10 protein-coding genes are annotated in these 13,211 nt (G+C 45.4%); 8 read left to right on the top strand and 2 right to left on the bottom strand.

The window, feature by feature from the left end; translation table 11 throughout:
• Window positions 1-198 precede the first annotated feature (198 nt).
• The 6 genes from hutC (at window position 199) to L3V32_RS03425 (ending at window position 7,679) form a co-directional block, all read left to right on the top strand.
• Complete coding sequence (gene hutC / locus L3V32_RS03450) at window positions 199-906, top strand: histidine utilization repressor (protein WP_006743323.1); 708 nt, start codon at window positions 199-201, stop codon at window positions 904-906.
• Between the two features lie 128 nt (window positions 907-1,034).
• Complete coding sequence (hutI, locus tag L3V32_RS03445; RefSeq protein WP_005395887.1) at window positions 1,035-2,285, top strand: imidazolonepropionase; 1,251 nt, start codon at window positions 1,035-1,037, stop codon at window positions 2,283-2,285.
• A gap of 1 nt (window position 2,286) precedes the next feature.
• The gene (gene hutG / locus L3V32_RS03440) at window positions 2,287-3,297 is read left to right on the top strand and encodes a formimidoylglutamase (protein WP_005395886.1); all 1,011 of its coding nucleotides are present in this window, start codon (window positions 2,287-2,289) and stop codon (window positions 3,295-3,297) included.
• Between the two features lie 73 nt (window positions 3,298-3,370).
• Entirely contained in the window at window positions 3,371-5,068 is a 1,698-nt protein-coding gene (gene hutU, locus L3V32_RS03435; RefSeq protein ID WP_237283810.1) for a urocanate hydratase, read from the top strand.
• Between the two features lie 11 nt (window positions 5,069-5,079).
• Window positions 5,080-6,615 (top strand): histidine ammonia-lyase, encoded by a 1,536-nt coding sequence (gene hutH, locus L3V32_RS03430; protein WP_012841910.1) that lies wholly within the window; start codon window positions 5,080-5,082, stop codon window positions 6,613-6,615.
• Between the two features lie 338 nt (window positions 6,616-6,953).
• Window positions 6,954-7,679, top strand: a complete 726-nt coding sequence (locus L3V32_RS03425) for a DUF3581 domain-containing protein (RefSeq protein ID WP_005395883.1) — start codon at window positions 6,954-6,956, stop codon at window positions 7,677-7,679.
• Between the two features lie 110 nt (window positions 7,680-7,789).
• On the opposite strand, the gene L3V32_RS03420 is transcribed toward L3V32_RS03425, so the two are convergent.
• Window positions 7,790-8,251, bottom strand: a complete 462-nt coding sequence (locus tag L3V32_RS03420) for an isoprenylcysteine carboxylmethyltransferase family protein (protein ID WP_237283809.1) — start codon at window positions 8,249-8,251, stop codon at window positions 7,790-7,792.
• Window positions 8,252-8,324: 73 nt separating this feature from the next.
• Window positions 8,325-11,360, bottom strand: coding sequence for an FAD-binding and (Fe-S)-binding domain-containing protein (locus L3V32_RS03415; protein WP_237283808.1), 3,036 nt, complete (start codon window positions 11,358-11,360; stop codon window positions 8,325-8,327).
• A 264-nt stretch (window positions 11,361-11,624) separates the two neighbouring features.
• Between L3V32_RS03415 and L3V32_RS03410 the strand changes: the two genes are divergently transcribed.
• Window positions 11,625-12,305: a DUF3334 family protein gene (locus tag L3V32_RS03410; RefSeq protein ID WP_237283807.1), complete on the top strand. Its 681-nt coding sequence runs from the start codon at window positions 11,625-11,627 to the stop codon at window positions 12,303-12,305.
• 209 nt (window positions 12,306-12,514) lie between these two features.
• Window positions 12,515-13,210, top strand: coding sequence for a DUF2786 domain-containing protein (locus tag L3V32_RS03405; RefSeq protein WP_005395879.1), 696 nt, complete (start codon window positions 12,515-12,517; stop codon window positions 13,208-13,210).
• Window position 13,211 lies beyond the last annotated feature (1 nt).

Here is a 13,211-nt window from a genome sequence, read left to right as displayed (position 1 = left end):
TTGTTTTATACTCTGCAAGCAATAGACCACAAGAAAATGTTCGAATTCCATCATCAATCCAAATAATGCTCAACAGCAAGAATCATTCAGCCCCACAATAGGATTGTTCTGTCACTAAGTGGTGCATTTGTCGAGAAATGTTTGCAATTTGTACCTAAATTAAGCAGTATTTGTATAGTCAAATAAAAGGGAATCATTATGTCTGCACCACTCTACATTCAAATCAAACAATTTATCCTCGATAAAATTGATGCTGGAGAGTGGATAGTTGGTCATCGTATCGCCACAGAGATTGAGCTTACCGAGCAATTTGGTGTCAGTAGAATGACAGTGAACAAAGCAATTCGGGACTTAGTTAATGAGGGCCGATTACAACGTCGCCCACGCTTAGGTACGTTTGTGTGTGATCCTGGTGAAAAGTCAGAATCTCCTCTGTTAGACATTCGAAACATTGCCGAAGAAGTCAGCGACCGAGGGCGACAATATAGCAGTAAAGTGCTCAAACAAGTTGCCATAAAAGCAGATGACAGCATTGCGACAAAACTCGGCGTCATGCTTGGCACAACGGTGTTTTACAGTGAAATCATTCACTATGAAGACCAAACGCCTATTCAATTGGAACTCCGCTGGGTGAACAGCCAATATGCCCCGAGTTATTTAAATCAAGACTTCACACAAATCACTCCGAATCAATACCTGTCAGATAATTGCCCACTCAGCGCTATTGAACATACCGTAGAGGCAATTGTGCCTGACGGCCGTATTAAGCAAGACTTAAAAATGCAAGCCAATGAGCCTTGCCTTCTCTTGAATCGCAGAACGTGGAGCCAAGATAAGTTAGTCAGTACCGCCCTACTTTATCACCCTGGTAACAAATATAAGCTGAGCTCAAAAGTGCTCATTTAATGACAAGATTGGTCCTATAGATCTACGTTTGATCACATTTTAGCAACATCAATCTTGTCAGTGTTCTTATTTTGCTCTATTTATTTGTATATACATTTAATGATACAAATAAACACAGGGACACAAACATGGATTTGCTGATTGAAAACGCACGTCTGGTCACCATGCAACCGGGAGAGCGCGGTTATCTGCCAACGTCTCCTGCTCGTATTGGCATTCAATCTGGAAAAATCGTTGCGATCAGTACCTGTGCAATTGGTGAAGACGAACCGCAAACCGAGTCTCTGCTGTCTGCCCAACATTACGCTCAGAGTATCGACCTTCAAGGCAAGTTAGTTCTGCCAGGTTTGATCGACTGCCACACTCATCTTATTTATGCGGGCAATCGTGCCAACGAATTTGAAATGCGCTTAAACGGCGTACCATATCAAGAAATTTCCAAACAAGGCGGTGGGATACTTTCAACGGTGCATGCGACGCGTTCAGCAACCGAAGCGCAATTAGTTGAGTTAGCGTTGCCACGTTTAGACGGGCTACTCGCGAGCGGCGTCACTTCTGTCGAAGTGAAATCAGGCTACGGATTGACACTGAATGATGAAGTAAAAATGCTCCGTGCAGCCAAAATGCTTGAACAAGAGCGTAAAGTTAAAATCACCACTACACTTCTCGCCGCTCACGCCATTCCGCCAGAGTTCCAAGGCCGTGCAGATGATTATATTGAGCACATTTGTCAGGACATAATCCCTGTTGTCGCAAAGGAAGAATTAGCCACAAGTGTCGATGTTTTTTGTGAATCGATTGGTTTCAATCTTGAACAAACAGAAAAAGTGTTTGTAGCTGCAAAACGCCACGGCTTAAAGGTTAAAGGGCATACAGAGCAACTTTCGAATCTCGGTGGTACAGCCCTCACTGCGCAATACAACGGTCTGTCAGCGGATCACATCGAGTTTTTAGATGAGCAAGGTGTTAAAGCACTTGCTCGATCAAACACTGTCGCCACTCTATTGCCTGGCGCTTTTTATTTTCTAAGAGAAACTCAGTTACCACCGATTGAGCTGTTGAGAGAGCATAACGTGCCGATGGCAATTGCTACGGACGTCAACCCAGGTACATCACCGTTTTCTGATCTCACACTCATGCTGAATATGGCGTGCACACTATTTCGCCTTACACCGCAAGAAGCACTGCGTGGTGTAACGCAACATGCAGCCAAAGCTCTGGGTTATCAAAATTCACGTGGCGAAATCAAAGTAGGGTTTGATGCGGACTTCTCTATCTGGGATATCGAAAGCCCTGCAGATTTAAGCTATCAAGTCGGAGCAAAACGTCTGGTAGGTCGTATAGTAAATGGTGAATACATTTCACACGGAGGCCAATAATATGTCTCAATTCGACTTACACTCTCCCCTATTTCATTGGCAAGGCCGTCATGATGCCGAGGACGGCAAACTTGGTCAGCGAATTCATCACGTGGTTCAACGCCAGAAAGCAGATGAGTTGGGGGGCGTTGCGCATGGCGTCTCATTACTGGGTTTTGCTACCGACGCTGGCGTAGCCAGAAACAAAGGACGCATTGGTGCGAAAAAAGCGCCAGATTTAATCCGACGAGCACTAGCTAATTTAGCATGGCACCAAGACGTCCCACTATATGACTTAGGCACCGTGGTGTGCGAAGACGACTTACTGGAAGAGAACCAATCTCTATGTGCGGCAACCATTTCAAGCGCACTACCTCATACGCCAGTCATCGTGTTAGGTGGTGGGCATGAGATTGCGTGGGCCTCGTTTTCCGGCTTAGCGGAGTATTTTAAAGCGCACCATCCAGAAAAGAAGCCTAAAATCGGTATTATCAATTTCGATGCGCATTTCGATTTACGCGCATTCGAGAGCAGCATCGCCGACATCAAACCAAGCTCTGGCACCCCCTTCAACCAAATTCATCATTTTTGCCAACGTAACGATTGGGACTTTCATTACGCTTGCATTGGCGTAAGCCGCAGCAGCAACACTAAAGCGCTGTTTGAAAAAGCAGATGCGTTAAATGTTTGGTATGTAGAAGACAATCAGCTTTGTTACCTAAACCACAGTTATCACTTAACCCAGCTTCAACACTTTATTGACGACTGTGACTACCTCTATTTGACCATTGATCTGGATGTATTTCCTGCGGCAACCGCACCTGGGGTCAGCGCACCAGCAGCTCGGGGAGTTAGTTACGACACTATTGCCCCCTTTTTAGATCGAATTCTTCATTACAAAAATAAGCTCATGCTGGCTGATATCGCCGAATACAACCCTAATTATGACGTCGATAGTCAAACTGCACGCTTAGCTGCCCGTTTGTGTTGGGATATCGCCAACGCGATGGCGGAAAAGCAACACAAACCATAACGCATCCTAGATGCCACTTATTATTACGACCAAGCAAGTACTTGGTCATCACGAGAAACTAAAGGAGTCTGAAATGACACAGCGCCAGGGACAAGATCCACGACTTGATACAAGCAGAACAATTCGTGCACCTCACGGAGATAAACTGCGCGCAAAATCTTGGCTAACCGAAGCCCCTCTTCGTATGCTGATGAACAACCTCGATCCTGATGTTGCAGAACATCCACATTCGCTGGTTGTATATGGCGGCATTGGCCGTGCGGCACGAAACTGGGAATGTTACGACAAGATTGTTGAAGTACTTGAAAGACTCGAAGATGACCAAACGCTTTTAGTTCAATCAGGCAAGCCTGTTGGTGTTTTCCCTACCCATAAAAACGCCCCACGCGTGCTTATCGCAAACTCAAACCTCGTTCCTCATTGGGCAAACTGGGAACACTTCAACGAGCTCGATAAACAAGGCTTGATGATGTACGGCCAAATGACCGCTGGCAGCTGGATATACATTGGCTCACAAGGCATCGTCCAAGGCACATACGAAACATTCGTATCTGTTGCGAAAAAGCACTTTGACGGCGAAGCAAAAGGCCGATGGATTCTAACTGGCGGTCTTGGTGGTATGGGTGGTGCTCAGCCTCTAGCTGGTACGATGGCGGGCTTCTCCATGATTGCGATAGAGTGTGATGAATCGCGTATCGATTACCGCCTACGTACAGGCTATGTCGATAAGAAAGCGACATCTTTAGATGAAGCGCTTGCTATCATCAAAGAATCAGACACACCAGTATCAGTTGGTCTACTAGGTAATGCAGCAGACGTTTTCTCTGAGTTGGTAGAACGTAATATCACGCCTGATGTAGTAACAGACCAAACATCTGCACACGACCCGCTCAATGGCTACTTACCACAAGGCTGGAGCATGTCTCACGCGGCAGAAATGCGTTTGCAAGATGAAGCAATGGTTGTTAAAGCAGCCAAAAAATCCATGGCAGTGCAAGTTCAAGCCATGTTAGAGCTACAAAATCGCGGCGCCGCAACACTCGACTACGGTAACAACATCCGCCAGATGGCCTTGGAAGAAGGCGTAGAAAACGCATTTGATTTCCCTGGCTTTGTTCCAGCCTACATTCGCCCACTATTCTGCGAAGGTATCGGTCCTTTCCGTTGGGCTGCTCTCTCTGGCGATCCTGAGGACATTTATAAAACCGACCAAAAAGTAAAAGAGCTAATTCCAGATAATCCGCACTTACATAACTGGCTAGATATGGCTCGCGAGCGCATCCAGTTCCAAGGTTTACCTGCGCGTATTTGCTGGGTTGGTCTTAAAGATCGTGAGCGTCTTGGTCAAGCATTCAACGAAATGGTGAAAAATGGCGAACTTAAGGCGCCTGTTGTCATTGGTCGTGACCACTTAGACTCTGGCTCCGTTGCAAGCCCGAACCGAGAAACAGAAGGCATGATGGACGGTTCTGACGCCGTATCAGACTGGCCACTATTAAACGCACTACTCAATACGGCGGGCGGCGCAACTTGGGTTTCACTGCACCACGGTGGTGGTGTAGGTATGGGCTTCTCGCAACACTCAGGTATGGTTATCTGCTGTGACGGCAGTGAAGATGCCTCAAAACGTATTGCCCGCGTGCTGCATAACGACCCAGCAACAGGCGTGATGCGTCATGCTGATGCGGGATACGATATTGCTAAACAATGTGCAGCAGAGCAAGGGCTAGATTTGCCAATGCTCAACGAAGAACTGAAGAAGCTCAAGTAAGGATGAAAGAGATGTTAAATTTAACGCTAAAGCCAGGTCATATTAGCTTAAACGAACTACGCCAAGTGAGCCGTTCACCAGTCAACCTTACTTTGGATCCTGAAGCCATTCCGGCCATTGAAGAAAGCACGCAAGTCGTGGATCGTGTCATCGCGGAAGATCGAACGGTTTACGGGATTAACACTGGTTTTGGTCTATTGGCTAACACACGAATAGCACCAGAAGATTTAGAAACTCTGCAACGCAGTATCGTTCTTTCTCATGCAGCAGGCATCGGTGAGTTTATGTCAGACGAAACGGTTCGTCTGATGATGGTATTGAAAATCAATAGTCTGTCTCGTGGTTTTTCTGGTATTCGCCTAAAAGTCATTAATATGCTGACCGACCTAGTTAACGCACAAGTTTACCCTTGTGTACCTAAAAAGGGCTCTGTTGGCGCATCAGGTGACTTAGCTCCTCTGGCCCACATGAGCACAGTATTACTAGGTGAAGGACAAGCTCGTCACAACGGTAATATCATTTCTGGGCAAGAAGCGTTAAAAATCGCAGGTCTAGAACCCATAACTCTGGCGCCGAAAGAAGGTTTAGCGCTGCTAAATGGTACCCAGGCATCAACAGCGTTCGCATTAGAAGGTCTGTTTATCGCGGAAGATCTTTTCGCTTCGGCTACAGTATGTGGGGCAATGTCTGTCGAAGCCGCTCTCGGCAGCCGACGTCCATTCGATCCGCGCATTCATCGTGTACGTGGTCATCGCAGCCAAATGGACGCTGCACTGGCCTACCGTCATCTATTGGATACATCAAGTGACATTGGTGATTCGCATACTAACTGTGAAAAAGTACAAGACCCGTATTCGTTGCGCTGTCAGCCTCAAGTAATGGGGGCGTGTTTGCAGCAAATCCGCAACGCCGCCGAAGTATTGCAAGTAGAAGCGAACTCCGTATCAGATAACCCGTTGGTGTTTGCTGAAGATGACGACATCATCTCTGGCGGTAACTTCCACGCTGAGCCTGTTGCAATGGCAGCTGACAACCTAGCACTGGCGATTGCTGAGATCGGCAGCCTGTCTGAACGTCGTATGGCATTGCTTATCGATAGCGCATTATCAAAATTACCACCGTTCTTAGTCGATAATGGTGGTGTGAACTCTGGTTTCATGATTGCCCAGGTCACCTCTGCTGCGCTAGCAAGCGAAAACAAAACGCTCGCTCACCCAGCGTCAGTAGACAGCTTGCCAACATCAGCAAACCAAGAAGATCACGTGTCAATGGCAACATTCGCGGCTCGCAGATTGAAAGAAATGGGCGAAAACACTCGCGGTATTCTAGCGGTCGAATACCTCTCAGCAGCACAAGGCCTAGACTTTAGAGCACCAAACAAGTCCTCTGAGCGTATCGAGATTGCCAAACAAATGTTGCGTGAAAAAGTATCGTTCTACGATAAAGATCGCTACTTTGCGCCGGACATTGAACAGGCCAATACTCTGCTTAAGCTGGCTATTCACAACACGCTCATGCCAGAGAGCCTGTTACCAAGTGTTCAGTAATCCAGCATTACTAGCACTTAACCTAAAAACCGGATGATAGCTTGAAGGCTCCACGTTTAGCGTGGAGCCTTTTTTATCTCCTCATTAAAGGTATTCCCAGCGATCTTTATGAACACTTGCATATTGTTATTGCTATACTTTTAAAAATAGCCGACGTAATAAAGTCGCTGTTTATTGCTTTCACAAATAAAAGCGTTGCTAAAGTATGCGTTTTTAACGATTTATCCGCCGAAATAGTGTCTTATTGTTAGGATACGGTGAAGTTTTCACTGGATGGACCATTGCTACGCAGATATTCGCATATAATCCCACACAGTTTTGGTTACTACGTAAAAATTATGTTTCTAACACCTTATTTTTCAAACACTAATCACCAGTTTCAGTTCACTCGCGAACAAGCAAGCCACTTTGCAAAACGTGTCGCAGGTGACTATAACCCAATCCACGATGAAGACAACAAACGCTTTTGTGTCCCTGGGGACTTACTTTTCGCAGTGCTTCTTAGTAAAGAAGGCGTCAGCCAAAAGATGCGTTTTAACTTCTCTGGCATGGTAAACGATGGTGTAGCACTTCATATTGAAAATAAGTGTGAAAAAGAAAGCGCCGTTGTTGACGAGGCAGGTAAAGAATACTTACACATGTCCCGTGAAGGTGAGACTAATCACGATCCCGCATTTATTGAGCATGTCGTAACAAATTACGTGCAATTCTCTGGCATGAACTTCCCTCACATCATGGTTCCTCTTATGGAAGAGAAGCAAATGATGATCAACTGCCAACGTCCATTAGTTATTTATGAAAGCATGGAAGTTGAATTTTCACGCTTAGACCTTACGCATCCTGAAGTGGATTTCACTGGCGCAACGTTCGACGTGGAAGGCAAACGTGGGGTAGTCACCTTAAACTTTGCGTTCAAAGAAGACGGTGAAGTTGTTGGCAAAGGCATCAAGCGCATGGTTGCAAGCGGCTTGAAACCATATGACCAAGAAGCGGTTGACGACCTTGTACGCCGCTTTAATGAACGTAAGGATGCATTCCTAGCAAAGTTCGTTAAGGCAGCCTAGTCGACTGCCCTATCAGAAGCGCACAAAAAACGTGTTTACTAAAAGAAAGCCCAACGTCGATCGTTGGGCTTTCTTTTTATGTCTCATCCAAATAAAACTAAACGCAATGCTTAGATCCAGCGGCGGACGTGGTTTTTGTAATCCACATACTCTTCACCAAACAATCGCTCTAGAACACGTTCCTCTGGCTTGATTTGAAATCGATTCATATAACTGACAAATACGACGCTACAAAGCACCACACTCAAGTGCTGCCACCACAAACCAATTGCAATGATTAGAAGCAGTAGCGCCATATACATCGGGTTGCGCGAAAAAGAAAATACGCCAGTTCTCACCACGGAAGAGGCCGTGTCAGGCTTTACAGGGTTAACCGTCGTTTTTACTTTATGGAATTCATACACACCAGCAATGCCCATATAACCAGAGAGCAAAGTTAACCCGCCAACCACAACCTCGACAAAGGGCACGCTAATATTCAGGCTCGGCACCAGAACTGTCAGTCCATACATGAGTAGTATGGCCAACAAAAACACCGCAACAGGTGGGACTTTGAGTTCAAGTTTTCTCAAGATTCATATCCTTTGAAATTGTTGTATGTGACTTCTAAAAAAGCCCAGTAAAACTGGGCTTAATTTGATGTGATTATATCAAAGTTAACAGCGCCTGAACGGGATGTTTGGGCTTTGTTCCTTCAAAGCGTTTCACTTGGCTGCGGCAAGAGTAGCCAGTAATCAAACATCTCTCGTTATCTAACTTATCTAGGTTTGGCTTCCAGCTTAAATTGTAAATGTCTTTCGACATCGACAACTTATCGACCTCGTGACCAAACGTGCCCGCCATACCACAACAACCAACAGGAACCGTATTTAAAACTGCACCAAAGTGAGCAAAAATAGCGCCCCACTCTTTTTCCGCATTCGGCATTTTGGTTTTTTCAGTACAGTGCGCAAACAGATACCAAGGTTCCTGCGCCTTATGCTCTCCGCTTTCATACGCTTCTAGTCTTGGGTAAAGCCATTCGTGGGCCGTTAGTACATCGAAATCACCTCGCTTACTGCCAAGTACTTCAGCGTATTCATCTCGATAACACAGCACCAATGCAGGATCGACACCAACTAAAGGAATATCCAGATCCGCTACCATCGCCAAAAACTTCGCTGTATCGGCTGCTGTATCCTTAAACTGACGTAGAAAGCCTTTAATGTGTTGTGCTTTACCATTCGGCTTAAATGGCAGAAGCACCGGATTCATGCCAAGCTTTTTCAATAATTTAACGAAGTCTTCTACGACATCGGCGTCGTAGTAGCTAGTGAATGGGTCTTGAACAATTAAAACATGCTTGCTCTTTTCAGATGAAGACAAACCGCTGAGCGCTTGCAGATCATAAGGCGTTGTCAGCGACTCTACTCGTTGTTTCAATGTAGGTACTGATAACAACGGCGCATCGACATACCCAACTGTTGAAGCCGTTAAGCTCTTGACCCACGACTGCTTCAAAACACCGTTTACGACACCTGGCGCTTTCGCCATCACCGGCAGCATAGTCTCTATGTTCGCAACCAGATAATCTTTTGCTGGACGTTGGTAACGAGAGTGATAAATGTTTAAAAAGCGTGAGCGGAAACTCGGAACGTCGACTTTAATCGGACACTGGCTCGCACACGCTTTACACGCTAAACAACCATTCATCGCTTCATACACTTCGTGGGAGAAATCGTATTCGTGACGACGATTGATAGAATGACGTACGCGGTCAATCATGGTTTTGATTGATGTTTTGTTTTCTAGCGTTTGCTTTTCTAAGTCAAGAATATCAATACCTTGCTCAGTAAGCTGACGCAGCCACTCGCGAACCAAACCCGCACGACCTTTCGGTGAATGACGACGATCGGCTGTTACTTTCATCGATGGACACATTGGCGAGCTGGTATCGTAGTTAAAACACAAACCGTTACCGTTACACTCCATCGCTTGCTTAAAGCTGTCACGTACTTGAACGTCAATCTGACGATCGAAGTAACCACGTTTGGTATCGGTAACTTTTACTAACTCTGCATCACTATCAAGCGGCGTACAGATTTTGCCCGGGTTCATTTTGTTGTGTGGATCGAATGCCGCCTTCACACGTCTCAGCTCAGTAAACAACTCATCACCGAAAAACTCAGGGCCATATTCTGAACGGAAACCTTTGCCGTGTTCACCCCACATCAAACCGCCGTATTTCGCCACCAGCTTAACCACTTCATCAGAAACTTCGTGCATCAATGCTTCTTGGTGCGGGTCACACAAATCCAACGCAGGACGCACATGCAGCACCCCTGCATCCACATGACCAAACATGCCGTAATTCAGCGATTTACTATCTAATAGTTCGCGAAACTCAACAATGAAATCCGCCAGGTTTTCTGGTGGCACACAGGTATCTTCAGCAAATGCGACCGGTTTAGCGCGGCCTTTTGCTGCGCCTAACAAACCCACCGCTTTTTTACGCATGTTGTAAATACGCCCGATACTCGCTACATCGTTACAGACTTGGTAACCGATGATGCCCGCTTCTTCTGTTTCCAGCATGGTATCGAGCTTGGCGGTCAGCGCTGCAACCTGCGCTGCAACTTCTTCTTCGTCCTGACCTGCATATTCCACCATATTGATGCCAAGCATCTCTTTATTTGGAACATCGGTAAGCAAATCACTCACGGTGTGCCAGACGATATCTTGCTTCGCGAGATTAAGCACTTTCGAGTCAACGGTTTCTACAGATAGCGCTTTCGCTTCGACCATCAACGGTGCATTACGGAGCGCAGAGTCAAAGCTGTTGTATTTAACGTTAACCAAAGTACGTGCTTTCGGAATTGGCGTCAGATTTAGCTTCGCTTCGGTAATAAATGCCAATGAACCTTCCGCGCCACACAGCACTCGTGTGATGTCGAAACGGTCATCGTCTTCATTCAAGGCATTTTTTAAATCGTACCCCGTTAAAAAGCGGTTGAGAGGAGGAAACTTATCTACGATCTGCTGGCGTTTTTCACGACATACGGATTCCGTTACACGTAGCGCCTTGGCAGCAAACTCGCCTTCTTTTGGGTAGCCGTTGGACAGATCTGATTCTAAAACTGAGCCATCAGCAAACACCGCTTGTAGCGACAAAACATGATCGGATGTTTTTCCGTATTTCAGAGAACCTTGACCAGAAGCATCAGTGTTGACCATACCGCCAATCGTTGCACGGTTACTGGTAGATAAGTCTGGAGAGAAGAAGTAACCGTAAGGGCGAACCGCATCATTTAACTGGTCTTTCACTACACCAGTTTGTACACGAACCCAGCCTTCTTTCTCATTAATCTCAAGCACTTTGTTCATGTGGCGAGACATATCCACCACAATACCTTTGGTTAGCGACTGACCATTGGTCCCTGTGCCACCACCACGAGGTGAAAAGGTAATTCGTTCGTACTTTTCTTTATTGCTTAGTTTCCCGAGGAGAGAAACATCTTCTGTCGTTTTAGGATGGACGACTGCCTGAGGAAGTTGCTGGTAAATACTGTTGTCAGTGGCAACCGCTAGTCGGCTTGAATATTGGCTTTCGATATCACCAGTGAATCCGGCGTGCTCAAGCTCTTTCAGAAAACTAAGAACAAGAGGATCGACATCAGTTTGCGAGTGTAATCTTGGTAACATTTGCTTCCTGCCCCTACGACGCTGAATCCGATCAGCTGCGGGTTATGTAATTATTTGCTCACTTATCATACAAGTTGGCGTTCAGCGAAACAAAACACCACAAAAGAGTAAGTGAAGTAATATTCTTTGAATTTCGTCACTTTACAACATTTAAAAAGACGAGCAAATCAGAATCTCGATACAATAATTAAACTTATGCTTTATTTTTTCACGCTTGATGCCTTACATTGGGGAACGAATCGCGTTTCTAGATGAGTTTTCAGAATGAAAAAAAATAAAATTGTGACCACTGAAGATATCCTTCTCAAACTTTGCCAGTCTGTTTCTGGCGTCCTAACTTCGGCGACATCTTCTCAAGTAAATTACTCTGCAATGGTGCAAAAAATCCACAAGACTAGCCTCAAGCCAGATTTTGGCTGTTTTGTTCTGTTTGATGGCGGGTTTACCGGGCTAGTCGTAATTAATTTTACGGCAAAAGCCGCATTAGAGATCTACACCAACTACATGCGTAATATGGGTATGCCAGAAGAAGAACTGGCAATATCTCATACTTCTGACGAGGTGGGAGATGTTCTGGGTGAGCTAATGAACCAACTGGTTGGAGATTTCACCAATAAAATTCGTAAAGAGCTGCAAACGAACATCACACAAAACCAGCCAAAAATGATGGCGCTGAATAAGCAAGTCATCTTACAAGTGGATACCAACCTTGACCGCCCTCAAGCTCGCCGAGTGACGTTCTCCACCGAAAATAACAACATTTTCTACCTAGAGTTGGCAATGGACAAAACTGAGTTCATCCAACTAGAAGAGTTTGAAATCGAAGAAGACGAAAATCCAGACGATATTTTAGAAGCAACACGTAAAAATATGGCTGAGAAAGAATCTAAATCGTCGAGTTCCAACGATGACGCAGATGATTTACTCAACCAGCTCGGATTGTAATTCCAACTAATCTTAATGAAGAATGGCTTCTTAGACACAAGTACGACTTCATACTGATTATGACGAACTAAAACGCCTAGCCTCGCCTTCCGCGGGGCTTCTTTTTATGTCCATAAACCACCTTCACTCCCACCTTGTATTTCGTTTTTATGTCAAAAAAGGTAATATGTCTGACTTCATAAATTTTCTGCTTTCGTTACTGGTTGTCGATGGATAAACAAAAAGCTCTGAAAAAAATCGCCAAGTGCTTAGAACTGGGCAATTCCGCTAATGTTAATGAGGCTGCCAATGCTATCAAAATGGCACATCGCCTCATGCTCAAATATGGTCTGGATAAGGACGATATTGAGTTTATCAGAATGGGGAAAACACAGTCTTCCCACCTACTACCAGCGAATATCAGTTCTACCATATTGCGAGTGATTCGCGGCATTAACACTAAATTCGGTGTTGAAGCGGTGTTGTTGAATCACAAAGGGCTCAAACGTGTCGAGTTTATCGGTGAAGCAGATCGCGCGATTTTTGCTGCATTTGCTTTCGATATTATTTATCGCGAGATGAACGAAAGTACCGGACAATTCCGAAATAGTTTCGCAGGTACGGGCACCTCTTCTCAAGAAGTGACTCGCCGCGTGAACTCATTTGTATCTGGCTGGGTAGAGGGAGCGATAGAGAAACTTCCAGTCATTTCCCCAGACGAAGAGTCGGCCAACAAAATCAATGATTATATTGATAAAGAATTCCAAAACATTGACCGCGAAACCTTCAAGAAGCAACTGAAAGAAGCGATGAAAAACCTAACCGAAGACTACGAAGTGGGCTTGAAAAAAGGTAGAAGAGTCTCCGTTAACCGTGGTGTTGGCGGCGAGCAAGCGCGTAAAATGTTGGGCAATCCATCGAAATAAC

The organism is Vibrio sp. J2-4 (assembly GCF_021728155.1).
GTDB lineage: Bacteria > Pseudomonadota > Gammaproteobacteria > Enterobacterales > Vibrionaceae > Vibrio > Vibrio diabolicus.
This window is presented reverse-complemented; position numbering and strand designations above follow the sequence as displayed.

Bases quoted from the DNA above. Each gene is read 5' to 3' on its own strand.
- hutC (WP_006743323.1), top strand. From the start codon at position 199: ATGTCTGCACCACTCTACATTCAAATCAAACAATTTATCCTCGATAAA.
- hutI (WP_005395887.1), top strand. From the start codon at position 1,035: ATGGATTTGCTGATTGAAAACGCACGTCTGGTCACCATGCAACCGGGA.
- hutG (WP_005395886.1), top strand. From the start codon at position 2,287: ATGTCTCAATTCGACTTACACTCTCCCCTATTTCATTGGCAAGGCCGT.
- hutU (WP_237283810.1), top strand. From the start codon at position 3,371: ATGACACAGCGCCAGGGACAAGATCCACGACTTGATACAAGCAGAACA.
- hutH (WP_012841910.1), top strand. From the start codon at position 5,080: ATGTTAAATTTAACGCTAAAGCCAGGTCATATTAGCTTAAACGAACTA.
- L3V32_RS03425 (WP_005395883.1), top strand. From the start codon at position 6,954: ATGTTTCTAACACCTTATTTTTCAAACACTAATCACCAGTTTCAGTTC.
- L3V32_RS03415 (WP_237283808.1), bottom strand. From the start codon at position 11,360: ATGTTACCAAGATTACACTCGCAAACTGATGTCGATCCTCTTGTTCTT.
- L3V32_RS03410 (WP_237283807.1), top strand. From the start codon at position 11,625: ATGAAAAAAAATAAAATTGTGACCACTGAAGATATCCTTCTCAAACTT.
- L3V32_RS03405 (WP_005395879.1), top strand. From the start codon at position 12,515: ATGGATAAACAAAAAGCTCTGAAAAAAATCGCCAAGTGCTTAGAACTG.